Source organism: Pseudonocardia sp. Ae150A_Ps1 (assembly GCF_001932315.1).
Classification (GTDB): domain Bacteria; phylum Actinomycetota; class Actinomycetes; order Mycobacteriales; family Pseudonocardiaceae; genus Pseudonocardia.
Genome location: NZ_MCIJ01000001.1, coordinates 829,593 through 851,999 on the forward strand (window position 1 = coordinate 829,593; position 22,407 = coordinate 851,999).

The following is a 22,407-nucleotide window of genomic DNA, read 5'->3' on the forward strand; positions in this document are numbered from 1 at the left end:
TGCATGCCAGGGGTCCCGTCAGGCCATCGCCAGGTACTGCGTCTCCAGGAAGGCCCGGATCCCCTCCCGTGCCCCCTCGCGGGACAGGCCGCTCTGCTTCATGCCGCCGAACGGCGCGCTCGGCTCCGAGACGACCCCGCGGTTCAGCCCGACCATCCCGCACTGCAGCGAGCGCGCGATGTCCGTCCCGGCCCGCACGTCCCGGGTGAACACGTAACCGGCCAGCCCGTACTCGGTGGCGTTGGCGATCCGCACCATCTCCGCCGGGTCGGTCCAGGTGGTCACGGTGGCGACGGGGCCGAAGATCTCCTGCCCGGCGAGCGGCGAGCCGGGGGCGACGTCGCGGAGGACGAGGGGGGCGACGAACGAGCCGGCCGCCGGGATCCCGGCGGGATCGTGTGCCGGAACGGCGCCGGCCCGGACCGCGTCGTCGACCAGGGCGTTCACCCGGCGCACCGCCCGGTAGTCGATGAGCGGGCCGATCGTGGTGCCCTCCTCGGAGGCGGGCCCGACCCGCTGCCCGGTCACCGCCCGGGCGAAGGCCTCCACGAACTCGTCGGCGACGGCGGCGTGCACGACGAAGCGGTTCGCCGCCGTGCACGCCTGCCCGGCGTTGCGGAGCTTGGCGGTCATCGCGCCGGCGACGGCGGCCTCCACGTCGGCGTCGGCGCAGACCACGAAGGGCGCGTCGCCACCCAGCTCCATCGAGCAGTTCACGACCCGGTCGGCGGCCCGGCGCAGCAGCAGCAGCAGCAGCCCGACCTGCGTCGACCCGGTGAAGGACAGCTTCCGGACTGCGACGTGCTCCAGCAGGGCAGCCGCGACGTCCCCGGCGCGGGTCGTCGGGAGCACGGTCAGCACGTCCTCCGGGGCGCCCGCCTCGACGAGCAGGTCCCGGATCGCCAGTGCCGTCAGCGGCGTCTCCGCGGCCGGTTTGAGCACCGCGGTGCAGCCGGCGGCGAGCGCGGGCGCGACCTTGCGGGTGACCATCGCGGCGGGGAAGTTCCACGGCGTGATCAGCAGGGCGACGCCCGCCGGCTGCGCCGTGACGACGGTGAGGCTACGGCCGTCGGGCGACGTGCCGAAACTGCCGTCGGAGCGCACGGCCTCCTCGGCGAACCAGCGGAAGAACTCCGCCGCGTAACCGACCTCGGCCACGGCGTCCGCCGTGGACTTGCCGGACTCACGGCTGATCAGGTCGGCGAGTGTCGTGGTGCGTCCGACCATCAGCCGGTGCGCGGTGACGAGGATCTCCGACCGGCGCCGGGGCGGGAGGCCGGACCAGCGGGGCAGTGCCGCCGCGGCGGTGTCCGCGGCGGCGACGGCGTGGGCGGGATCGGCGTCGGCGACCCGCGCGATCTCCTCGTCGGTCGCGGGATCGGCGACGGCCAGCTCGCGCTCGGTCGCGACCGGCCGGCCGCCGACGAGCAGCGGGTGCCCGGGCAGGGTGGTGGTCATCGTGGTCTCCGCGGGGCGTCGTGGGGTGGGGCGGCCGGGACGGCGTCGATCCCTCCGGCGCGCAGGTCGTCAGGGTGCAGCGGGCCGGGGCGCAGCCGGACCGCGGTGAGACGCAGCTCGGCGGCCACCGCGGCGGCGATCCCCGCGGCGCCGGCGAAGTCCCCTCCCCCGCATCCGCCGGACACCCGGCCGCCGGCCGGTGCCCGGAGGTGGACCACCGCGCCGCCGGTGCGGGCGACGGCGGCCAGCGAGTCGTCCAGCTCGCGGCGGCACCGGCAGGTCCGGCCGCCGAACACCTCGCCCGCCGCGCACTCGGCGTGGACCGCGAGGGTGGGACGGTCGGTGGCGGCGTGCGGGCTCAGCAGCGCGAGGTGCTCGGCGCCGGTCGGCTCGTCGAGGAGGCCGACGACGTCGAACGGGCCGTGGTCGGTGGGCAGCGTCGTCCGCGAGCTGCGGCGGAGCCGCACGCCGTGCCGGTGGCGGTGCCGGACGAGGCTCGCGACGTCCAGCACGGGGACGTCGTGCCGGCCGGCGAGCGCGTCGATCTCGGCCCGGTCCGCGGTGCGGCCGGCGCCGGGGTCGCCGGGACCGGTCACGAGCTCGGCGATCAGGCCGACCGGCGGCAGGCCGGCCAGCCGGCAGAGGTCCACGGCGGCCTCGGTGTGCCCGGCCCGCTCGAGGACGCCGCCCGGCCGGGCGCGCAGCGGCAGCACGTGCCCGGGCCGGGTCAGGTCGCGTGCGACGCTCGCCGGGTCGGCCAGCACCCGGGCGGTGCGGGCCCGGTCCCGGGCACTGATCCCGGTGCCGACGCCGGTGGCGGCGTCCACCGAGACCGTGTACGCGGTGCCGTGGTGGCCGGTGTCGTGCCGCACCATCGGGGGCAGGTCGAGCTCGTCGGCCCGGGCGGCCTCCATCGGCACGCGCAGGAGGCCGGAGGTGTGCCGGACCGCCCAGGCCACCCACGACGGCTCGGCGAGCGCGGCGGGGAGGACGACGTCGCCCTCCCCCTCGCGGCCGGCGTCGTCGACGACGAGGACGGGCCGCCCGGCCCGGAGGGCGGCGAGCGCGCCGGCGATCCCGTCGCACCGCGCCGCGGCGGCGGCCCCGGCGGGTTCGAGGACCGCGGTCACGACGCCGTCTCCAGCTCGGCCAGCGCGTGGAACCCGCTCTCGTGGAAGACCAGCGGGCCCCGGCCGGGGTGGGTGCACTGCCGGTGCACCCGGAGGAGCACCAGGTCGTGGTCACCGGCGGGCACGGCGCGCTCGACCGAGCAGTCGAGCCAGGCCGACGCCCCGCCGAGCAGCAGCGCGCCGTCGTCGGTGGGGTGCAGGTCGAGTCCGGCGAACCGGTCGCCCTGCTTCGACGCGAGCGCGCGGCAGGCCCGGTCCTGCCCGTCGCCCAGCACGGACAGGCCGATCCGGGCCCGGTCGCGCAGCCGCGGCCAGGTCGTGGAGGTGTGCTGGACGCAGAGCCCGACCAGTGGCGGGTCGAGCGAGACGGCCACGAACGAGCTCGCGGCCATCCCGACCGGGGTGCCGTCGTCGTCCAGCGCGCACACCGCGGTGACGCCGCTGGGGAACCGCCCGAAGACGCGCCGGAGCCCGGTGGCGTCGACGGCCCCATCGGCGATGGTGGGGATCAGCTCGGACATCGGTGCGTTCCTCCTAGGACCGCAGGACGAACGGGTCGCCCGCGGGCTCGTCGCTGGTGTTGATCCACACGCTCTTCAGTCGCGTGTACTCGCGGACGACCTCGGTGCCGTGCTCGACACCGAGACCGGAGGCCTTGAACCCAGACCGCGGCGACAGGGGGGACATCGCGCGGTACATGTTCACCCAGACCGTGCCGGCGTCCAGGGCGGCCGCGGCCCGGTGGGCGCGGGCGAGGTCGCGCGTCCAGATGCCGGCGGCGAGGCCCTAGTCGGTGTCGTTCGCGATCCGCAGTGCCTCCTCGTCGTCGTCGAACGGGATGATCGCGACGACCGGGCCGAAGATCTCCTCGCGGCACATGCGGGTGTCGTTGCCGAGGCCGGTGAACACGGTGGGCTCGTGGAACCCAGCCGCCGAGCCCGGTGTCCGGGCGTCCGCCGCCGTGGGCGACGACGCCGCCCTCGGCGCGTCCCGCGGTGACGTACTCCTCGACCTTGGCGAGCTGGGCGGCCATCGCGAGCGGCCCGAGCTCGGTGCCCTCGTCGAGGGGGTCGCCGATCCGGATCGTGCGTGCCCGCTCGACGACACGCTGGACGAGCTCGTCGTAGACCGACCGATGGGCGAGCACCCGGCTGCCGGCGATGCAGGTCTGCCCGGCCGCGGCGAAGATCCCCGCGATGACACCGTTGGCCGCGCTCGCGACGTCGGCGTCGGCGAAGACGAGCTGCGGGGACTTGCCGCCGAGCTCGAGCCCGGCGCGCACCAGGCGCCGTCCGGCGCGCTCGGCGATCCACGACCCGGTCGCGGTGCTCCCGGTGAAGGACAGCTTGGCGACGTCGTCGTGGTCGACCAGCGGGGCACCCGCCTCGCCGCCGAACCCGGTCACGACGTTCACGGCGCCCGCCGGGAAGCCCGCCTCCTCGAACAGCGGGGCGAGCGCGAGCATCGAGGCGCTCGTGTACTCCGAGGGCTTGACCACGGCGGTGTTGCCGCAGGCCAGCAGCGGCGCCAGCTTGGCGACGGTTAGTGTGAGCGGCGAGTTCCACGGGGTGATCGCGCCGACCACGCCCACCGGCTCGCGCAGCGTGTAGTTGAGGACGTCGACGCTGCTCGCCGGGATCGTCTCGCCCTGGATCTTGTCGGCGAGCCCGGCGTAGTAGAAGAAGCACTCGGGCAGCCCGGCGAGCTGAGCCCTCATCTCGCGCAGCAGCTTGCCGTTGTCGGTGCTCTCGGTGCGGGCGAGCTCCTCGGCGTGCTCGCCGACGAGCTCCCCGACCCGCCGCAGCAGGGCACCGCGCCGGGTCCGGGACATCCGCCGCCACCCGGGCGACTCGAACGTCGTGCGGGCCGCCTCGACCGCGCGGCCGACGTCCGCCGCCGTGCCGCGGGCGGCCTCATACCAGGGCTGCCCGGTGGTCGGGTTGTCGCTGCCGAAGTAGGCGCCGTCGGCCGGCGGGACCCGCTCGCCGCCGATGAGGTGGTCGTGGCGCGGCAGCGGGGTGGTCCGCCGCTCCGGCGCGGCGGGGGCGTCCGGTGTCGTGGTCATGGGGCCAGCGCTCCTCACGAGGGGTCGGTCGGGGTGGGTACCGGGTCGGGGTCGCCGAGCAGGTCGAGGACGGCGTCCGGGCGCTCCAGCGGCAGCAGGTGGCGGGCGCCGTCGACGACCACGGCCCGCCCGTGCGGGATGCGGCCGGCCAGCGCCCGCGTCATCGCCGGCGTGGAGCCCGGGTCCTCGGGCCCGGTCACGGCCGTCACCGGCGGGACGAGCCGGGGCAGCTCCGGCCAGAGCTCGGCGTCCGCCCGGGCGAACACCGCGTAACAGGCCAGGTAGGACGACGGCCGGTTCGCCGCGAGGGTCCGCCGGACCCGGTCGGCGAGCTCCGGCTCCGCGGCGGTCCACTCCGGGGAGAACCAGCGCCGCACCGCCGCGTCGAAGGTCGCCGCCAGGTCGGTGCCTGCCGCGCCGAGCCGGGCGGCGACCGCGGCCCGCTCGTCGTCCGAGCGGCCTGCGACCCCACTGACCAGCGTCAGCCGGGCGACCCGGCCGGGGTGGTCGAGCGCGACCCGGGTGGCGACGAGCGCGCCGAGCGAGAAGCCGACGAGGTGCACCGGACCGCCGGCGCCGGCGACGACCTCCGCGACCGGCGCGGCCAGGTCCGCCAGCGTCGTCCCGGCCGGGGCGTCCGGTGCGGAGCCGTGCCCGAGCAGGTCGGGGGCGTGCACGGTGTGCCCGGCGGCCGACAGCTCCGGCGCGACGCGGTCCCACAGGGTGTGGTCCAGGCCCACACCGTGCAGCAGGACCACGTCGGCCGGGCGGCTCACTTCTCGCTCGACAGCGGTGCGAGGCGGGCCTGCGGGCGGCCCTGCGCGGCGGCGGCGAGACCGACGACGATCTCGTCGGCGCGGGGGCCGTCCGGGACGCGCGCCTCGACGGTCTGGTGGTGCGAGCGGATCGTCGCGTCGGTGACGTGCTTGAGCGGGATGTCGAACACCGTCCCGGCGGCGGCCCGCTTCTCGACGGCCGGCAGCAGCGTGGTCGCCTGCGCGGCGTCGCGGAAGTGGTTGCCGAACTTCAGGGTGTGGATCAGCCCGGAGCCGTGCTCGATCTCGCCGTCGAGCCCGACGATCGCGGCCTTGCCGTAGGCCTCGACCGGCGCGCCGAGCGCGGCCACGACCCGGTCGGACAGCAGCTTCCCGAGCTCGGGGGCGACCTCGTCGATCGTCGGGCCGAGGTCGTCGACGAAGCCGTGGCCGGCCCACGGGTTCTCGACCACGGCCAGCACGACCGCGACCCGGGCGGCGGGCTCGACCGGCCGGCCACCCTCGGTGTGGATCTCGTCGACGACGGTGTGGATGCTGCGGACGGTGACGCTCATGAGACGGACTCCATGTGGTTGCGGTGGTCGGTGGACGGGCCCGGCGCCCGGTCCAGGACGTGCCGGTCGAGCGCGGCGTCGGAGCGCCGGTCGCCGATGCGGGCGTTCGGGCGGGGACCGTCGGCCGCGGCCGCGATGACGGCGATCTCCCCGGGCCGCGGGCCGTCGGGCACCCGGACGGTGATGGTCTGGTAGTGCGAGCGCGTCGCGGCGTGGTCCTTGTGCCACAACGGGACCGTGAGCGGGGTGCCGGCGGCCGCGCGCTGGTCGGAGAACACGATGATCGACTCGCCCTCGGTGCGGTGCCGGAGCACGTTGCCGAAGAACGGCGTGTGGATCAGCGCACCGGCGTGCTCGAGCTCGCCGTCCAGGCCCACGATCGCCGCCTTGCCGAACGCCTCGACCCCGGCCGCGCCGCCGAGCGCGGTGAGCAGCCGGTCCGACAGCTCGTGCGCGATCTCCGGAGCGAGCCCGGCGACCTCCGGCGAGAGGTCGTCCTGGATCCCGCGGCCCCGCCACGGGTTCGCGACGACGGCGACGACAGCGGCCCGCCGGACCGGTGTCCGCACCGGCTCCCCGAGCTCCCGCACGCTCTCCTCGACGACGGTGACTATCCGCCGGATCGCGCTCACGCGGAGCCCTCGGCGAACTGGGGCATGACCTTCTCGGTGAACAGCTCGAAGCTGCGCATCGCCTTGCCGTGCTCGAGACCGGGGTGGGTCGTCCACAGCAGCAGGTCCTGCAGGTTCAGCTCGGACTGCAGCTCGTGCACCTTCTCCGCGACGTGGTCCGGGGTGCCCACCAGCAGGTTGCGCTCGGCGAGGAAGTCGTAGTCGAGGTCCCGCCCGGTGATGTCCTCGCCGACCTCGCGCAGGTTGTTCAGTCCGCGCCAGTGGCAGATCCAGCGGTAGGAGGTCAGCAGCGCCTCCTCGAAGTCGGCGCGGGCCTGCTCCATGGTGTCGGCGACGTAGACGTCGCGGACAAGCGACAGACCGGTGCCGAGTGCCTGCTCGACGCCGGTGGCCTCGGACAGGGTGTCCCGGTAGAGCTCGAACCGGCCCTTCAGCTCGGAGATCGGCGGCATCCAGAAGATGCCCTTCATGCCGGCGCGGGCGGCGCCCTGGATCGATCGCGGGGTGTCGATGACCTGGGAGAGCGGCGGGTGCGGCCGCTGGAACGGCTGCGGGACGACCTTGAGCGTGCCGTCGGCGCCGACGAACTCCGGCGAGGGCGGGGACAGCGGGTGGTCCCAGCCGATCCCGGGCGCGGGGTAGGTGTGGAAGTCCCCCTGGTGGGAGAAGAAGTCGCCGCTCCAGGCCTTCCGCAGCACCTCGACGGTCTCCTCGAACAGGGCGCGGTTCTGCTCCTGGTCACGGGGGTCGGCGGACGGGTTGAGGTTCATCGCCTCGCGGCCGTAGAGCCCGCGCCCGACGGCGACCTCGGCCCGGCCCCGCGAGAGCTGGTCCAGCATCGCGATGTCCTCGGCGAGGCGCATCGGGTTCCAGAAGGTCACGATGTTGGCGGCCTGGCCGATGCGGATCCGCGAGGTGCGTGCCGCGATGTCGGTGCCCATCAGCACCGGGTTCGGGACGAGCTCGTAGCCCTCGTGGCCGAAGTGGTGCTCGGTGTACCAGATCGAGTGGTAGCCGGCGGTGTCGGCGTAGGTCGCGACGTCCCGGATCTCGTCGAGCACGCCCGCGACGTCGTCAAGCCGGCCGGGGGCGCCGACGTTGTGGAAGATGGAGAAACGCATTTCAGGACTCCTTCGTCGATGAGTGGCCGCCGATCCGGTGGTCGGCGGTGAGGGTGGCCCGCTCGCTGGAGCGGACGTGGTCGCGCATCGCGAACTCCGCCCCGATGCCGTCCTTGCCGCGGACGAGCTCGATCACGTGCCGGTGCTCGGCGAGGGACTCCCCGAGGCGGCCGGGCCTGGTCAGCGAGGCCGACACCAGCCGCTGGTAGGCGAGCTGGTTCATCAGCGTGCGGTAGTGCGTGACGAGCTGGGTGTTGTCGGCGCCGGTCACGAGCAGCTCGTGGAACTCGTGGACCAGTGCGGCGTACCCGTCGGCATCGCCACGGGCCACCGCGCGGTCGGAGCGCTCGATGTTCTCGTCAAGACCGTCGAGCTCCCGGACCGGGCCGCGGGCGGCGAGCAGCCGGGCCCCCATGCCCTCGAGCATCTCCTTCAGCTCGAACAGCTCGACCACCTCGCGGCGGCTCGGGGCGCGGACGAACGTCCCCACCCGGGGCCGGATCTCGACCAGCCCCTCGATCTGCAGCTGCTTGAGCGCCTCCCGGACCGGGGTCCGGGACACGTCGTACCCGTCGGCCAGCACGACCTCGGACAGTGGCTGCCCGGGCAGGTACCGGCCCTCGATGATGGCGCGCCGCACCCCGTCCAGGACGCGCTCCTGCGCACCCCGCCGAGCGACCAGCGCCGCGGTCTCTTGCATGCATCACAAGCTAAGAAATAGCGGGGTTCCCGTCAAGAGCGAGCGGTCGATCTCTGCACCTCTGGTGCATTTCGCCTGATAACTGCCAGGGCGACGGGAGCAGTCATGTCGCGACGCGACGACATGGCGAGGGTTGACCACCCCCGTCTTGCATGCCACAGTCCCGCTCATTGCAGCCCGGGACTCGCCCGGCTTCTCGCTGCACCGCTCCATCGCTCCACGCACCGGAGGCATCAATGTCGACGCCCAGAGCCGAGTCGTCGCGGACACGACGACCCGGCCCCGTCCTGTTCGTCTCGCTCGGGCTGACGCTCGCGATCGTGGCCTGGGGAGCCGCCGCCGGTGAGTCGCTGTCCCGCGCCGGGTCCGCCGCGCTCGACGGCATCACCCGCGGCTTCGGATGGGCCTACCTGCTGGTCTCGCTCGGGTTCCTCGTCTTCCTGCTCTTCCTCGCCTGCAGCAGGTTCGGCGGGCTCCGGCTCGGCCGTGACGACGAGCGGCCCGCGTTCCGCAGGCTCACCTGGTACGCCATGATCCTCTCGGCCGTGATGGGTATCGGGCTGATCTCCTACGGGGTCGCCGAGCCGATCGCGCACCTCGCGGCCCCGCCGCACGGCCTCACCGCACCGATGACCACCGACGCCGCGGTCACGGCGATGCAGTTCTCGTTCTTCGACTGGGGCCTGCACGCCTGGGGCATCTTCGCCGTCGTCGGGCTCGCCATGGCGTGGTCGATGTTCCGGCGCGGCCGCACCGGCCTCGTCAGCGCGCTGTTCCGGCCGCTGCTCGGGCGCCGCGCCGACGGCCCGGTGGGTGGCGCGATCGACGTCTTCGCCGTCGTCGCCACGCTGTTCGGGACGACGACGTCGCTCGGACTCGGCGCGATGCAGATCAACGGCGGGTTCACTGCCCTGTTCGGGATCCCGAACTCGACGGGCGTCCAGTTCGTGATCATCGGGGTGATCACGCTGCTGTTCACCGCGTCCGCACTCACCGGCGTCGCGCGCGGCATCCGCTACCTGTCCGAGGCGAGCATGGGGCTCGGCGCGGTCCTGTTCGTGTTCGTGCTGATCGCCGGGCCGACCGTGTACCTGCTCGACCTGTACGTGCAGTCGGTGGGCCGCTACCTGAGCCAGCTGGTCGCGACCAGCCTGATCACCCCGGCCAACGGCGACATCGACTTCATGCAGTCCTGGACCTACTTCATGCTGGCCTGGTGGCTGTCCTGGGCCGCGTTCGTCGGCGTCTTCCTCGCCCGCATCTCCCGCGGCCGCACGGTGCGCGAGTTCGTCGTCGGGGTGCTGCTCGTCCCGAGCCTGGTGTTCTCGATCTGGTTCACCGCGTTCGGCGGGACGGCCATCCACACCGACCTCGCCGGGACGACCCGGGTCGCCGCCGCCGCGGCGGCGGACGCCAACTCCGCCTTCTTCACCATGCTGCAGTCGCTGCCGCTGCCGGCCGTCACCTCGGTGGTGACGATCGTGCTCGTCGTGCTGTTCTTCGTGTCCGGCGCGGACGCCAACACCTACGTCCTCGGCATGCTGACCAGCCGCGGCACCGAGCACCCGCCGGCCTGGATCCTCGCGCTGTGGGGCCTGGTCACCGGGGCCGCCGCGATGGCGCTGCTCGTCGCGGGCGGCCTGGAGTCGCTCCAGCAGATGGTCATCGTCAGCTCCGCGCCCTTCCTCGTGGTCGTCGTCGGGGTCGCCGTCGCGTTCTGGCGCGACCTCTCGACCGACCCGGTCCTCCCGCCCGCCGGGCCGGGACCCGCCCCCGGCGACCGGGAGACGACCGGCGGGGAGGACGCGGCCGTCCGGCAGGTCCCCGACGAGGCCACGACGGCCGTCCGCTGACCCACGCACCCCGGCCCGGCCGCCGGGTACCCGACCCCGAGGAGCCGCCATGCCCGACAGCCCGCCGCTCGCCGGTCTCCGCTTCCCCGGCGGGGAGGTCCCGGCCGAGGTCCGCTGCGACGACCTGCCCCTGTTCGACGGTCCGGTGTGGACCAGGATCGCGCGCCGGGCGGACGCCCCCGGCGGGCTCACCGTGATGGCGACCCGGTTCGCCGCCGGCGCCGGGACGGCCTGGCACCACCACGACTCCGACCAGACCCTCGTCCTGTCCGCCGGCCGGGGTGCGGTCGAGTACGCCGACGGCCGCGCGCTCGCGCTCTCGCCGGGTGACGTCGTCACCGTCGCCGCGGGCGAGCGGCACCGTCACCTGGCCGGCGCCGACGGCATGACCCACCTGTCGGTGACCACCCTCGGGGACACCCACCTCGACCCGTGAGCCCACGGAGGGCTGACAGGTGTTGACCGTGCCGTGGCGGCATGGTGTCGACTACGGGTGTCGAGCTGCCCGGCCGGTCCGGTGCACCGCCGGGACGAGGGGACGATGACCGTGCAGAGCGAGAACCTGATCGTCGAGGACGTGCTCCTCCTGCTGATGGACGACACGTACGGCGTCCCGGCCGGGGCCGGGACGCTGCACCAGACGCTGGGCGGAGCGGTACTGGTCGAGCTCGCCCTGCTCGGCCGGATCCGCCCGGAGGACGGAGACGCCTGGTACAAGGGCACGACGATCGTCGCCACCGGCGACGGCCCGCTCCCCGACCCGCTGCTGCAGGACGCCTACGACACGGTCGCCGCGCGGCCGCGGCACGTCCAGTCCCAGCTGGTCACGATCGGATCCACGCTCTGGAAGCCGCTGACGGAGCGCCTCGTCGAGCGCGGGTTCCTGCGCCGCGAGCGCAGGCGTTTCCTGGGCCTGGTCCCGACGACCAGGCTCCCCGCGGCGGACACCGGCTACGAGTACGCACTGCGGGAACGGATGCAGGCCGTCCTCGAACGCGGCGAGGAGCCCGACGCCCGGCTCGCCGCGATCATCGCGCTGATCTCGGCCAGCGGGACGCTGCCGAGCCTGGACCCGGTCCCGAAGTGGTCGGGCCGGGTCGCGACCCGGGCCAAGGAGCTGGAGCAGGGCAACTGGGGTGCCGCCGCGGTGAGCAGCGCGGTGATCGCGGCCGCGGCGGCGCTGTCCGCCGCCAGCGCGGCCGTCGTCGTCACCACGGTGTCGTCCTAGACCTCCCCGCCCTCCAGCAACACCACCGGGACGTCGACGAGGCGGCTGCGTAGGTACTCCCCCAGTCCCTTGGCCTGCGGATCCGGCCGGGTGGCCGACGCGACGCCCGCCCCGAGGATCCCGACGACGACGATGTTGACCGCCCGCAGGTTCGGCAGCTCGTAGCGGTGGATCTCCAGGTCCGCGGCCTCGGGCAGCAGCTCCCGGACCGTCGCGGTCGTCAGCAGCCCGCGCAGCCAGGCGTACTCGGCGTCGGTGCGGACCCAGACGCCGATGTTGGCGTTGCCGCCCTTGTCCCCCGACCGCGCCCCGGCGATCTCACCGAGCGGAAGCCGCCGGGTCGGCCCGCCGACCGGGGCCGGCGGCGCGGCCTCCGGGGCGGGGTCCGGGACCGGACCCGTCACCGGGGCGTGTCCGACGGTGCGCACGGCACCGTCCGGCATGGTGACCCGGTGCCCGACCTCGGACGCGGGCACGAGCGTGGGCCAGTACACGCCGAACGCGCTCTCCGCCGAGGGCGGGGTGGTCGTGTGGAAGCCCGGGTAGCCGCCGAGCGCGAGCTCCATGGTGGTGTTGGAGAACGCCCGCCCGACCTTCCGCCGGTCCGGGTCCTTCACCGTGACCCGCAGGTGCGCGGTGGCCTCCGCGTTGGCCTGTGCGTCGGGGTGGTCGAAGCGCAGCAGCTGCGTGTCGAACTCGGCGAACCGGTCCCGCCCGCCGAGCAGCTCGGCGAGCTGCTCGATCGCCCACTCCGCCTTCTCCTCGATACGGGTGCCGGTCAGCACCAGGGTCATGGTGTTGCGGTAGCCGCCCTCGTGGTTGAGCGCGACCTTGAGCTCGTCGGTGGGGGCGCCGCCGCGGGTGCCGGAGATCCGGACCCGGTGCTCACCCTCCTGGCTCAGCTGCGACGTGTCGAAGTGCGCCACGGCGTCCGGGCCGAGGTAGGCGGGCCGGCCGATCTCGTAGAGCAGCTGCGCGGTGACGGTGCCGACCGAGACCAGGCCGCCGGTCCCCTCGTGCTTGGTGATCACCGAGGAGCCGTCCGCCTCGACCTCGGCGATCGGGAACCCGGGATAGCGGCGGTCGGTGACCTCGGAGAAGAACGCGTAGTTGCCGCCGGTCGCCTGCGGCCCGCACTCGATGACGTGCCCGGCCGCCATGGCACCGGCGATCGCGTCGAGATCGGTCCGCTCCCAGCCGTGCCACCAGGCCGCCGGCCCGACGACGACCGAGGCGTCGGTGACCCGCCCGGTCACGACGATGTCGGCGTCCGCCCGCAGCGCCTCGGTGATCCCCCAGGCGCCCAGGTAGGCGTTGGCGGTCACCGGGTCGACCCCCGCGTCGGCGAGCTTCGCACCGGTGTCGAGGTGGGCCAGCGGGTGACCGGCGGCCTGCAGCTCGTCGAGCCTGCCGACGAGGTCGTCGCCGTCGACGTGGGCGATCCGCGGGGCGAGCCCGAGCCGCTCCGCCAGCGCACCGAGCTCGGCGGCCAGGCCCGCCGGGTTGAGCCCGCCGGCGTTGGAGACGATCCGGATCCCCCGGTCCAGGCAGGTGCCGAGGATCTGCTCGACCTGGGTGAGGAAGGTCTTCGCGTAGCCGGTGGACGGGTCCTTCTGCCGGGCCTTCCAGAGGATCAGCATGGTGAGCTCGGCGAGGTAGTCGCTGGTCACGACGTCGACCGGGCCACCCTCGACCATCTCGCGTGCGGCGGAGATCCGGTCGCCGTAGAACCCGGAGCAGTTGCCGATCCGGACGGCGCGGCGGGGTTCGGCGGTCACGGGCGTCCTCCTGGGGTGTGCGGGACGAGCACGGCGCCGGGCGCACGGCCGGGGCCGGGTGCACCGGCGAAGGTCTGCGCGATCGAGATCCACTCGGTGGCGACGGCGCCGTCGACGGCCAGCGCGGTGTCGGACACGTGGCGGCGCTGGGTGACGGTGAGGCAGAAGTCCAGGGCGGTGCCGGTGACCCGGTCGGCGGCGTCGGCCGGGCCCCACTCCCATCGCGCACCGGACGGTGCGTCGAGCTCGACGCGCACGGGCGTCGCGGGCACCGGGCGTTCGTGGAGCGTGTACACGAACCCGAACGTCCGGACGCCGAGGTGGGCGACGTGCCGGAGCCGGTCGCTGGGTTCGCGGACCGCACCGAGCGCGTCGGCGACGTCCTGGCCGTGCGCCCAGGTCTCCATGAGCCGGGCCGTCGCCGAGGACAGCGCGCTCATCTCCGGGCCGTACCAGGGCAGCCTGGTCCTCGGATCCAGGCCGCGGAAGGTCCCGACGAACGCGGAGCGGGCGCGGTCCAGCCAGGCCCGGACCTCGTCGGCCCCCAGGTGGGCGTGCTCGGCGGCGATCCGGTCCGGGAAGTCCGTCCCGCCCGCGACGAGCACGTCGGCGTCGCGGCGGAACCCCTCCGGGTCGGCCGCGGCCTGCGTCGCGGTCTCGTCGAAGTACGCCAGGTGGGTCAGCTGGTCGCGGACGTCCCAGCCGGCGGCGGGGGTGGGCGTGGCGATGCCGTCGTCGTCGAGTGCGGCGACCAGATCGGCCAGCACGCGCGTCTCGGCGACGAGGTCGTCGAGGACGCCGTCCAGGGTCACCGTCATCGTCAGACCCCCTGCCAGACCGGCGTGCGCTTCTCCCGGAAGGCGAGCGGGCCCTCCTGGGCGTCACGGGAGCGGTACACCGGCTCCCAGATCTCCTCGGCACGGTCGTAGGCCTCGGCGCGGGAGTGGGTCGCGGACAGGTACGCCGTCCGCTTCGCGGCGAGCACCGACAGCGGGGCGTTGGCGGCGATCCGTTCCGCGAGCTCCTGGGTGCGCTCCCGCAGCCGCTCGGCGGGCACGACGTCGTTGACCAGGCCGTACGCCTGGGCCCGCGCCGCGTCGATCGGGTCGCCGGTCAGCAGGATCTCCATCGCGATCCGGGGCGGGACCAGCCACGACAGCGGCGCCGCCCACGGCGACCCGCGGCCGATCCGCACCTCGGAGACGGCGAACCGGGCGTGCTCGGCGGCGACGACGAGGTCGCACTGCTGGGCGAGCAGGAACCCGCCGCCGAACGCGATGCCGTTGACCGCGGCGATCGTCGGCTTGGCGACGTCGATGTTGCGGCCCAGCTGGGGCAGGAAGTCCGGCGGCGGCACCGTCAGCGCCGTGTCGTTCATCTCCTTGAGGTCGCCGCCGGCGCAGAACGCCTTCTCCCCCGCACCGGTGAGCACGAGCACCCGGGCCCCGTCGTCGGCGTTGAACCGGTGCACCCCGTCGAACAGCCCCTCGCGCACGGCCCTGCTCAGCGCGTTCCGTGCCTCGGGACGGTCGATGGTCAGCCAGGCGACGCCGTTCACGACCTCGTAGGTCACCTCGGACATCAGGCATCCTCCTTCTCGTCCGCGATCTCGTCGATCACGGCCAGGACCGCTCCGGTGTCGACGGTCTGCCCGACCTCGACGGCGACCTCCGCGACCACACCGGCCAGCGGTGCCCGCACGGAGTGCTCCATCTTCATGGCCTCGAACACGACGATCACCGCGCCGGCCCCAACCTCCTGCCCGGCCTCGGCCGCGACCCGGACGACGGTGCCGGGCATGGGCGCGAGCAGCGACCCCGGGGCGGCCTCGGTACCGGGCTCGGGCAGCCGCGGCCGCTCGGTCAGGGTCGTGCCGCCGAGCACGCTGTCGCAGAACACCTCGTCCCCGGCGACGTGCACGGAGACGGTGCGGCGGACGCCCGCCACCCGCAGGTCGACCCGGTCGGGCCGGGCCTCGATCAGCACCGGTGAGTCCAGCGGGGTTCCGTCGACCGACGCCGTGAGGCCGTCCCGGGTGATCCGGTAGCGCACGTCGACGTCGGTCTCGCCGATCCGGTACCAGGCGTGCTGGGACGCCCCGCCGACGTTGCGCCACCCGGTCGGGACCGGGCGCTGCACGGGGGCGTCGGCGCGGCGGGCCGACTGCGCGGCCAGCGCCGCCGCCAGCGCGTGCACCGCCACCGTGTGCTGCGGCACCGTCCCGACCAGGGCCGACGGATCGTGCCGGGTGAGGTAGCCGGTGTCGGTGCGCCCGGCGAGGAACTCGTCCTCGCGCAGGACCGCCACGAGCAGGTCGCGGTTGGTGACCAGGCCGTGGAGCTGCGCCTCGGAGAGCGCCCGCGCGAGCTTCCGTGCCGCCTCCGCGCGGGTGCGGCCGTGCGCGATCACCTTGGCCAGCATCGGGTCGTAGTGCGTCCCGACCAGCGAGCCGTCCCGCACCCCGGTGTCGACCCGGACGCCCGGGAGCTCCGGGATCCGGAACCGGTGCAGGGTGCCGGAGCCGGGCAGGTAGTCGGCGGCCGGGTCCTCGGCGTAGAGGCGGGCCTCGATCGCGTGCCCGGTGATCGTCGCCCCGCGGACCTCGGCCGGGAGGGGGTCGCCCTCGGCGACGCGCAGCTGCAGCGCGACCAGGTCCAGCCCGGTGATCTCCTCGGTGACCGGGTGCTCGACCTGCAGCCGGGTGTTGACCTCCAGGAAGAAGAACTCGCCGTCGGGGGCCATGACGAACTCGACGGTGCCGGCACCGGTGTAGCCGATCGCGGCACCGGCGGCCACGGCCGCGTCGCCGAGCTGCGCGCGCAGCGCGTCGTCGACGGCCGGGGACGGGGCCTCCTCGATGATCTTCTGGTAGCGCCGCTGGATCGAGCACTCCCGCTCGAAGAGGTGGACGACGGTGCCGTGGGTGTCGCCGAAGATCTGCACCTCGACGTGGCGGGGGTCCTCGACGTACCGCTCGAGGAACACGGTGCCGTTGCCGAACGCGGACGTCGCCTCGCGCCGGGCACCGGTGACGGCGTCGACGACCTCGTCGGCGGCGCGCACGATGCGCATGCCCCGGCCGCCGCCGCCGCACGCGGCCTTGACCAGCAGCGGGTAGCCGATGCCGTCGGCCATCGCGGCGACCGTGGCGGCGTCGATCTCCTCGGCGTCGTCGACGGTCGCGCCGGGCAGCACCGGCACGCCCGCCTTCTCCATCAGCTCCTTCGCCGCGATCTTGGAACCCATCGCCTCGACCGGCGGGCCGACGAAGGTGATGCCCTCCTCGGCGCAGGCGCGCGCGAACCCGGCGTTCTCGGAGAGGAAGCCGTAGCCGGGGTGGATCGCGTCGGCCCCGGTCGCCCGCGCCGCCTCGATGATCTTCTCGACGCGCAGATAGGTGTCCGCCGGTGCGGCGCCGGGGAGCAGCACCGCCTCGTCGGCGGCCTCGACGAACAGTGCGTCGGCGTCCGGGTCGGAGTGGACGGCGACGGTGGCGATGTCGAGCGCACGGGCCGACCGGATGATCCGCTCGGCGATCTCACCGCGGTTCGCCACCAGCAGCTTGTGGATGGTCATCTCCTGCCTCACATCCGGAAGACGCCGAAGCCGCGGCGGCCCTCGACGGTGTTCGAGTGCGCGGCCGACAGGGCGATACCGAGCACGGTGCGGGTGTCACGGGGGTCGATCAGGCCGTCGTCGTAGAGCTTCGAGGTGACGGCGAACGAGTGCGACTCGGACTCGATCTGCTCCTCGATCGCCGCGCGGTTCCGCTCGTCGGCCTCGGCGTCGAACTCGCGGCCCGACGACTCCGCGGACTGCTTCCCCACGATCGACATGACGCCGGCGAGCTGGGCGGCCCCCATCACGGCGAGCCGGGAACCGGCCCAGGCGAACATCATCCGCGGGTCGTAGGCGCGTCCCGACATGCCGTAGTTGCCGGCACCGAACGAGGCCGCCAGGTTGACCGTGATGTGCGGGACCGTGCTGTTGGCCACCGCGTTGATCATCTTGGAGCCGTCCTTGATGATCCCGCCCTGCTCGTAGGACTTCCCGACCATGTAGCCGGTGGTGTTCTGCAGGAAGATCAGCGGCGTGTCGGTCTGGTTGGCCAGCTGGATGAACTCCGCGGCCTTCTTCGCCTCCTCGCTGAACAGCACCCCGCGGGCGTTGGCGAGGATCCCGACCGGGTAGCCGTGGATCGACGCCCAGCCGGTGACCAGGCTCGTCCCCCACAGCGGCTTGTACTCGCCGAAGCGGGAGCCGTCGACGACGCGGGCGATCACCTCGCGCGGGTCGAACGGGACCTTGATGTCCGACGGCGCGATGCCCAGCAGCTCGTCGGGGTCGTGGACCGGCTCGTCGTCGGGCCGCGTCGGGCCGGGGCCGAGCTTGTGCCAGCCGAGCTCGGAGACGATCTCGCGGCCGATCCGGATGGCGTCGTGCTCGTCGACGGCGAAGTGGTCGCACAGCCCCGACACCCGGGCGTGCATTGACGCGCCGCCGAGCTCCTCGTCGTCGGCGTCCTCGCCGGTGGCCATCTTCACCAGCGGCGGGCCGCCGAGGAAGACCTTGGCCTGCTGGTCGACCATCACGGCGTAGTCGCACATGCCGGGCACGTAGGCGCCGCCCGCGGTGGAGTTGCCGAACACCAGCGCGATCGTCGGGATCGCCATCGAGGAGAGCTCGGTGAGATCGTGGAAGATCTTGCCGGCGGGCACGAACAGGTCCGACTGGGTGGGGAGGTCGGCGCCGCCCGACTCCACCAGGTTGATCACCGGGAGCCGGTTGACGCGGGCGATCTCGAGTGCGCGCAGCGTCTTCTTCAGCGACCACGGGTTCATCGCCCCGCCGCGGACGGTCGGGTCGTGCGCGATGAGCACGCACTCGACCCCGGAGACGACGCCGATGCCGGTCACGATCGACGCGCCGACGGTGAACCGGGTCCCCCAGGCGGCCAGTGACGACAGCTCCAGGAACGACGCGTCGCGGTCGAGGAGCAGCTCGATCCGCTCCCGCGCGAGCAGCCGTCCGCGGTCGTGGTGGCGCTTCTGGTAGCGCTCCCCACCACCGGCGACGGCGGTCTGCAGCTGCTCGTCGAGCTCGGCGAGCACCTTCTCGGACTGCGTGCGGTTGCTGAGGTAGGTCTCGTCCGCGGTGTTCAGCGCGGAACGCAGGACGGTGGGCATGGTTCTGCGGGCCCCTTCGGATCGGAGGAGATCAGTACGAGCGGGTGAGCCCGAGGCTGTGCTGGGCGACGAAGTTGAGCACCATCTCCCGGCTGACCGGGGCGATCCGCAGCAGGCGCGAGATCCCCCAGTACGGCAGCAGGCCGTACTCGGTCGCCAGCCCGTTGCCGCCGTGGGTCTGGATGGCGGCCTCGACGGCGGCGCCGGCGGCCTCGGCGGCGGCGTACTTCGCGACGTTCGACGCCTCCCCGGCCGGCAGTCCCTCGTCGTGCAGCCAGGCGGCCTTCGACGTCATCAGCGCCGCCAGGTCGGTCTCGATCCTCGCCTTGGCCAGCGGGTGCGCCACGCCCTGGTGGCTGCCGATCGGGACGTCCCAGACCGTGCGGGTGGTCGCGTACTCCGCGGCCCGGCCCAGTACGTGCCGGGCGACGCCGACGCACACCGCGGCGCCGGTGATCCGCTCCGGGTTGAGCCCGTGGAACACCTGCTGGAAGCCCTTGTGCTCCTCGCCGACGAGCGCCTCCGCGGGGAGGCGGAGGTCGTCGAAGTGCAGGACGAACTGCTTCTCGGGCAGCTTCGCCGACACCGGCAGCGGGGTCCGCACCAGGCCCGGTGCGTCGGTCGGCACCAGGAACAGCGAGAGCTTCCCCTTGCCGGTGTTCTCGTCGACCCCGGAGCGGGCGACCAGCAGGATCGCCTCGGCCTCGTCGACACCGGAGATGTAGTGCTTGGTCCCGTTGACGACCCAGTCGGCGCCGTCGCGGCGGGCGACGGTGGAGAGCCGGTGGGTGTTGGAGCCGGCGTCGGGCTCGGTGATCGCGAAGACCACCTTCGCCTCACCGGAGGCCATCCGGGGCAGGTAGTGCGCCTTCTGCTCGGGCGTCCCGAAGTCGGCGATCATCTCGCCGGAGATCGCCGCCGACACCAGCAGGAGCAGCTGCGGGCAGCCCGCCGCGGCGGTCTCCTCGCACACCATCGCGAGCTCGACGAGCCCGGCGCCCCCGCCGCCGTACTCCTCGGGGAGGTTGATCCCGAGGAAACCGCTGCTCCCCAGCTTGGCCCAGAGTTCCGAGGTGGGCTCGCCCGCCTCGGCCCGCGGGACGTAGTACTCCGGGCCGAACTCCGCCGCGATCGCCCGCACCGTGTCCCGGAGGTCCCTGTGCTCGGGGCTCTCCCGAAAGTCCACCTCGACTCCTTCAGCCGTCCTCGGCCGGTCGCCCCGGCACGGAGTACATCGTCGTTCACTTTCGTCGACGTTGGCAAGCCCCGGCACCGGCCCGCTCGACCCGGCAAGTCGGCAGCTCATGCCCGGTTCCGACGCCCACCTCGACACCCTCTCATGACGGGGATCACACCGCCATATCTCGGGCTTATGTGAATCGAGTGTGACTCAAGGGTTGTCTTCGTCACCCGGGCCCGCGATGCTGACCGCCGTCCGGTGAACGGCAAGGAGGCTGGTGTGGACCTGCTCGGGAAGATCGACGTCACGACGCTGCGGGGCAGGCGGGCGGTGAACCGCTGGGAACGCACGGCCGTGGGGGACGTCTTCGAACGGCTCACCTGGAGCTACCCGGACGCGACGGCCGTCACCGGACGGCCCGGCGCCTACGGTGAAGAGAGATTCGCATCGGTGACCTACCGGCAGGCCGACGAGATCGCCTGCCAGGTGGCGCACGCGCTCGCCGGCCGGGGCCTCGAACCGGGCGCCCGGGTCGTCCTGTTCTGCGAGAACTCGGTGGAGGCCTACCTCGCGAAGATCGGCATCGCGAAGGCGGGCATGGTCGCGATGCCGATCAACCCCTCCCTCGCCACCGACGTGCTGGAACACCTGATCGCCCAGGCGGAGCCCGGCCTCGCGATCGTCGACGCCGAGCTGTGGCCGCGCGCGGAGGAGGCGTTCACCGGGACCGGCCTGCGGGTCGGGGCGACGGTCACCATCGGCGGCGGCCCGGTGGCGGGGTCCCCCCCTTCGGCGGCTTCCTCGACGGCCACCCCACCACCGAGCCCGAGGTCGAGATCCACGGCGACGACATCTGGCAGCTGCTCTACACGTCGGGGACCACGGCGATGCCGAAGGGCGTGATGACCTCGCACGCCGCCAGCCACCTGGCCGGCCTGAACTTCGCCGTCTCGCTGACCCGTGGGCTCCGGGTGGAGACCGAGCTGAAGGTCCTCACCTACCTGCCGATGATCTACCACGTCGGCGACCAGATCTTCACGCTCTCCGCGTTCTTGTCCGGCGGCTCGCTGGTGCTCGGCCGCCGGCCGGTGCCCGACCAGGTCGTGGCCGCGATCGCCGAGGAACGGCCGACGGCGGTCTGGGCCGGGTCCCCGCAGTTCGTGGCCGCGCTGGCCGCGGAGGCCGACCGCACCGGGGCCGACCTCTCCAGCCTGACCGTGCTCGTCTACGGGTGGGGCGCGCTCGCCCCCGACGTCTACGCCACGCTGCTGCGCGAGGCGCCGGGACTGACCGTGCTGGGGATCTTCGGCCAGACCGAGGCGATCGCCTGCCACCGGTTCTGGCCGGCGAAGTGGCCCGAGGTCTACGACCGCTCGGCACCGGCCGTCAACTACGTCGGGGTGCCCAGCCCGCTGCTCGCCTCCGACGTCGTCGACGAGACCGGCGCCTCGCTGCGGGACGCCCCGCACACGCCGGGCGAGGCCGTCTACCGCAGCCCGATCGTCACGGCCGGCTACTACCTGAACGAGGACGCCACCCGCGAGGCGTTCCGCGGCGGCTGGTTCCACTCCGGCGACAGCGCCGCGGTCGACGACGACGGCCTCCGGATCATGGTGGACCGCTTCAAGGACATCGTGAAGTCGGGCGGCGAGAACGTGTCCAGCCTGCGCGTCGAGTCGGTGCTGCACTCCCACCCGGCCGTCGAGAAGGCGGCGGTGATCGGACTCCCGCACGCGCACTGGGGCGAGGCCGTGACCGCCGTCGTCGTGCTCCGGGCCGGCGCCGAGGCCGACCAGGAGTCGATCATCGAGCACTGCCGGGCCCGGCTCGGCGGCTACGAGACGCCCAAGGCGGTCGTGTTCGCCGACGCACTGCCCGAGACCGTCGGCGGGAAGATCCTCAAGTACAAGCTGCGCCACGAGCACACGACGCTGTTCGGCCAGGGCGGAGGGGGACGACGATGCCGCTGGTCACCCTCGACGTCGACGACGGGATCGCGGTCGTCCGGCTGGCACGGCCGGAGCACCTGAACGCCCTGTCCGACGAGCTGCTCGACGACCTGGAGTCCACCCTGGACACCATCGATTCCCGCGCCGACGTGCGCGCGGTCGTCGTCGCCGGCAGCGGGCGGGCGTTCTGTGCGGGCGCCGACCTGCGCCGGCTGCGTGCGCGCCTCGACGGCGCACAGGACGCGATCCTGACCTTCGTGCGGCGCGCCGGGGAGTTGTTCGCCCGCGTCGAGGCCTCGCCCCGGCCGGTCGTCGCGGCCGTCCACGGCTACGCGGTGGCCGGTGGCTTCGAGCTGGTCCTGGCCGCCGACATGGTCGTCGCGGCCGAGGGGACGCTGCTCGGCGACGGGCACCTGCGGTTCGGGGTGATCCCCGGCGGCGGTGGCACGGTGCGGCTGCAGCGCAAGGTCCCGGCCAACGTCGCGACACGGCTGCTGCTCACCGGCGACCTCGAGCCGGCCGAGCGGTTCGTCGGGTGGGGTCTGGTCGAGGAGGTCGTCCCCGCCGACGACCTCCTGCCCGCGGCGCTGCGCCTCGCCCGCCGCGTCCTCACGCGGAACGACCGCGGGGTCGCCGAGATCAAGCGGGTGGCCCGCGCCGCCCGCGACCTGCCGACCGACGAGGCCCTGGAGCTGGAGTTCGACGCCTTCGCGGGCTACGTCGGCTCGGACGAGCTGCGGGCCGGGCTGACCAGGTTCGCCGAGCGGAGCGGGTGATCCCCTCTTCACCGGCGGGCC

General features: G+C 73.7%; 20 protein-coding genes and 2 pseudogenes. 6 read left to right on the plus strand and 16 right to left on the minus strand.

From position 1 onward, the window contains the following. Positions 1 to 18: 18 nt before the first annotated feature. The 10 genes and pseudogenes from Ae150APs1_RS03500 to Ae150APs1_RS03540 all read right to left on the minus strand — a co-directional run bounded on the left by Ae150APs1_RS03500 (position 19) and on the right by Ae150APs1_RS03540 (position 8,436). Positions 19 to 1,458, minus strand: a complete 1,440-nt coding sequence (locus tag Ae150APs1_RS03500; protein ID WP_083679910.1) for an aldehyde dehydrogenase family protein — start codon at positions 1,456 to 1,458, stop codon at positions 19 to 21. Then, positions 1,455 to 2,588: a 3,4-dihydroxy-2-butanone-4-phosphate synthase gene (gene ribB, locus Ae150APs1_RS03505; RefSeq protein WP_075295753.1), complete on the minus strand. Its 1,134-nt coding sequence runs from the start codon at positions 2,586 to 2,588 to the stop codon at positions 1,455 to 1,457. The genes Ae150APs1_RS03500 and ribB overlap by 4 nt, the downstream gene beginning before the upstream one ends. Further along, positions 2,585 to 3,109, minus strand: coding sequence for a flavin reductase family protein (locus Ae150APs1_RS03510; protein WP_010242162.1), 525 nt, complete (start codon positions 3,107 to 3,109; stop codon positions 2,585 to 2,587). Before Ae150APs1_RS03510 ends, ribB begins: the two co-directional genes overlap by 4 nt. A gap of 13 nt (positions 3,110 to 3,122) precedes the next feature. After that, a pseudogene (locus tag Ae150APs1_RS34510) lies at positions 3,123 to 3,467 on the minus strand (aldehyde dehydrogenase family protein). A gap of 127 nt (positions 3,468 to 3,594) precedes the next feature. Next, a pseudogene (locus Ae150APs1_RS03515) lies at positions 3,595 to 4,653 on the minus strand (aldehyde dehydrogenase family protein); the annotation flags it as partial. 14 nt (positions 4,654 to 4,667) lie between these two features. Next, positions 4,668 to 5,429, minus strand: a complete 762-nt coding sequence (locus Ae150APs1_RS03520) for an alpha/beta hydrolase (RefSeq protein ID WP_075295755.1) — start codon at positions 5,427 to 5,429, stop codon at positions 4,668 to 4,670. Then, complete coding sequence (locus tag Ae150APs1_RS03525) at positions 5,426 to 5,983, minus strand: amino acid synthesis family protein (protein ID WP_010242156.1); 558 nt, start codon at positions 5,981 to 5,983, stop codon at positions 5,426 to 5,428. Before Ae150APs1_RS03525 ends, Ae150APs1_RS03520 begins: the two co-directional genes overlap by 4 nt. Continuing rightward, positions 5,980 to 6,615, minus strand: a complete 636-nt coding sequence (locus tag Ae150APs1_RS03530) for an amino acid synthesis family protein (protein WP_060575800.1) — start codon at positions 6,613 to 6,615, stop codon at positions 5,980 to 5,982. Before Ae150APs1_RS03530 ends, Ae150APs1_RS03525 begins: the two co-directional genes overlap by 4 nt. Beyond that, positions 6,612 to 7,736 carry an LLM class flavin-dependent oxidoreductase gene (locus Ae150APs1_RS03535; RefSeq protein WP_075295757.1) on the minus strand — a complete coding sequence of 375 codons (1,125 nt, stop codon included), beginning with the start codon at positions 7,734 to 7,736 and terminating at the stop codon, positions 6,612 to 6,614. Before Ae150APs1_RS03535 ends, Ae150APs1_RS03530 begins: the two co-directional genes overlap by 4 nt. A gap of 1 nt (position 7,737) precedes the next feature. Continuing rightward, entirely contained in the window at positions 7,738 to 8,436 is a 699-nt protein-coding gene (locus tag Ae150APs1_RS03540; RefSeq protein ID WP_075295759.1) for a GntR family transcriptional regulator, read from the minus strand. A 236-nt stretch (positions 8,437 to 8,672) separates the two neighbouring features. Between Ae150APs1_RS03540 and Ae150APs1_RS03545 the strand changes: the two genes are divergently transcribed. The 3 genes from Ae150APs1_RS03545 to Ae150APs1_RS03555 all read left to right on the plus strand — a co-directional run bounded on the left by Ae150APs1_RS03545 (position 8,673) and on the right by Ae150APs1_RS03555 (position 11,517). Then, positions 8,673 to 10,289, plus strand: coding sequence for a BCCT family transporter (locus Ae150APs1_RS03545; RefSeq protein WP_075295761.1), 1,617 nt, complete (start codon positions 8,673 to 8,675; stop codon positions 10,287 to 10,289). Between the two features lie 49 nt (positions 10,290 to 10,338). Then, on the plus strand, positions 10,339 to 10,725 hold the full coding sequence (locus Ae150APs1_RS03550; protein ID WP_010242145.1) for a cupin domain-containing protein: 387 nt from the start codon (positions 10,339 to 10,341) through the stop codon (positions 10,723 to 10,725). 105 nt (positions 10,726 to 10,830) lie between these two features. Continuing rightward, positions 10,831 to 11,517 carry a GPP34 family phosphoprotein gene (locus Ae150APs1_RS03555; RefSeq protein ID WP_075301626.1) on the plus strand — a complete coding sequence of 229 codons (687 nt, stop codon included), beginning with the start codon at positions 10,831 to 10,833 and terminating at the stop codon, positions 11,515 to 11,517. On the opposite strand, the gene Ae150APs1_RS03560 is transcribed toward Ae150APs1_RS03555, so the two are convergent. Genes Ae150APs1_RS03560 through Ae150APs1_RS03585 form a run of 6 tightly spaced genes read right to left on the minus strand, consistent with a single transcriptional unit; the run spans position 11,514 to position 19,667 of the window. Next, positions 11,514 to 13,295, minus strand: coding sequence for an acyclic terpene utilization AtuA family protein (locus Ae150APs1_RS03560; RefSeq protein ID WP_075295763.1), 1,782 nt, complete (start codon positions 13,293 to 13,295; stop codon positions 11,514 to 11,516). The genes Ae150APs1_RS03555 and Ae150APs1_RS03560 overlap by 4 nt on opposite strands. Continuing rightward, positions 13,292 to 14,113: a TIGR03084 family metal-binding protein gene (locus Ae150APs1_RS03565; RefSeq protein ID WP_075295765.1), complete on the minus strand. Its 822-nt coding sequence runs from the start codon at positions 14,111 to 14,113 to the stop codon at positions 13,292 to 13,294. Before Ae150APs1_RS03565 ends, Ae150APs1_RS03560 begins: the two co-directional genes overlap by 4 nt. Before the next feature lie 2 nt (positions 14,114 to 14,115). Then, on the minus strand, positions 14,116 to 14,877 hold the full coding sequence (locus Ae150APs1_RS03570; RefSeq protein ID WP_010243012.1) for an enoyl-CoA hydratase-related protein: 762 nt from the start codon (positions 14,875 to 14,877) through the stop codon (positions 14,116 to 14,118). Continuing rightward, on the minus strand, positions 14,877 to 16,871 hold the full coding sequence (locus tag Ae150APs1_RS03575) for a biotin carboxylase N-terminal domain-containing protein (protein WP_075295767.1): 1,995 nt from the start codon (positions 16,869 to 16,871) through the stop codon (positions 14,877 to 14,879). Before Ae150APs1_RS03575 ends, Ae150APs1_RS03570 begins: the two co-directional genes overlap by 1 nt. An 8-nt stretch (positions 16,872 to 16,879) precedes the next feature. Continuing rightward, entirely contained in the window at positions 16,880 to 18,481 is a 1,602-nt protein-coding gene (locus tag Ae150APs1_RS03580) for a carboxyl transferase domain-containing protein (RefSeq protein ID WP_075295769.1), read from the minus strand. Between the two features lie 31 nt (positions 18,482 to 18,512). Next, positions 18,513 to 19,667 carry an acyl-CoA dehydrogenase family protein gene (locus tag Ae150APs1_RS03585; RefSeq protein WP_075295771.1) on the minus strand — a complete coding sequence of 385 codons (1,155 nt, stop codon included), beginning with the start codon at positions 19,665 to 19,667 and terminating at the stop codon, positions 18,513 to 18,515. A gap of 273 nt (positions 19,668 to 19,940) precedes the next feature. Here Ae150APs1_RS03585 and Ae150APs1_RS34165 point away from each other — a divergent pair, with 273 nt between their 5' ends. The 3 genes from Ae150APs1_RS34165 to Ae150APs1_RS03595 are packed head-to-tail and all read left to right on the plus strand — an operon-like array spanning position 19,941 to position 22,386. Continuing rightward, positions 19,941 to 20,564, plus strand: coding sequence for an AMP-binding protein (locus Ae150APs1_RS34165; RefSeq protein WP_254849420.1), 624 nt, complete (start codon positions 19,941 to 19,943; stop codon positions 20,562 to 20,564). Continuing rightward, the gene (locus Ae150APs1_RS34170; RefSeq protein WP_254849442.1) at positions 20,522 to 21,691 is read left to right on the plus strand and encodes an AMP-binding protein; all 1,170 of its coding nucleotides are present in this window, start codon (positions 20,522 to 20,524) and stop codon (positions 21,689 to 21,691) included. Before Ae150APs1_RS34165 ends, Ae150APs1_RS34170 begins: the two co-directional genes overlap by 43 nt. Then, the gene (locus tag Ae150APs1_RS03595; RefSeq protein ID WP_075295773.1) at positions 21,622 to 22,386 is read left to right on the plus strand and encodes an enoyl-CoA hydratase/isomerase family protein; all 765 of its coding nucleotides are present in this window, start codon (positions 21,622 to 21,624) and stop codon (positions 22,384 to 22,386) included. The genes Ae150APs1_RS34170 and Ae150APs1_RS03595 overlap by 70 nt, the downstream gene beginning before the upstream one ends. Positions 22,387 to 22,407 lie beyond the last annotated feature (21 nt).

Coding starts and splice junctions, on each gene's coding strand:
- Ae150APs1_RS03540 (WP_075295759.1), bottom strand. CDS start 8,436: ATGCAAGAGACCGCGGCGCTGGTCGCTCGGCGGGGTGCGCAGGAGCGC.
- Ae150APs1_RS03575 (WP_075295767.1), bottom strand. CDS start 16,871: ATGACCATCCACAAGCTGCTGGTGGCGAACCGCGGTGAGATCGCCGAG.
- Ae150APs1_RS03580 (WP_075295769.1), bottom strand. CDS start 18,481: ATGCCCACCGTCCTGCGTTCCGCGCTGAACACCGCGGACGAGACCTAC.
- Ae150APs1_RS03570 (WP_010243012.1), bottom strand. CDS start 14,877: ATGTCCGAGGTGACCTACGAGGTCGTGAACGGCGTCGCCTGGCTGACC.
- Ae150APs1_RS03510 (WP_010242162.1), bottom strand. CDS start 3,109: ATGTCCGAGCTGATCCCCACCATCGCCGATGGGGCCGTCGACGCCACC.
- Ae150APs1_RS03535 (WP_075295757.1), bottom strand. CDS start 7,736: ATGCGTTTCTCCATCTTCCACAACGTCGGCGCCCCCGGCCGGCTTGAC.
- Ae150APs1_RS03550 (WP_010242145.1), top strand. CDS start 10,339: ATGCCCGACAGCCCGCCGCTCGCCGGTCTCCGCTTCCCCGGCGGGGAG.
- Ae150APs1_RS03500 (WP_083679910.1), bottom strand. CDS start 1,458: ATGACCACCACCCTGCCCGGGCACCCGCTGCTCGTCGGCGGCCGGCCG.
- Ae150APs1_RS03545 (WP_075295761.1), top strand. CDS start 8,673: ATGTCGACGCCCAGAGCCGAGTCGTCGCGGACACGACGACCCGGCCCC.
- Ae150APs1_RS03595 (WP_075295773.1), top strand. CDS start 21,622: ATGCCGCTGGTCACCCTCGACGTCGACGACGGGATCGCGGTCGTCCGG.
- Ae150APs1_RS03525 (WP_010242156.1), bottom strand. CDS start 5,983: ATGAGCGTCACCGTCCGCAGCATCCACACCGTCGTCGACGAGATCCAC.
- Ae150APs1_RS03565 (WP_075295765.1), bottom strand. CDS start 14,113: ATGACGGTGACCCTGGACGGCGTCCTCGACGACCTCGTCGCCGAGACG.
- Ae150APs1_RS03555 (WP_075301626.1), top strand. CDS start 10,831: ATGACCGTGCAGAGCGAGAACCTGATCGTCGAGGACGTGCTCCTCCTG.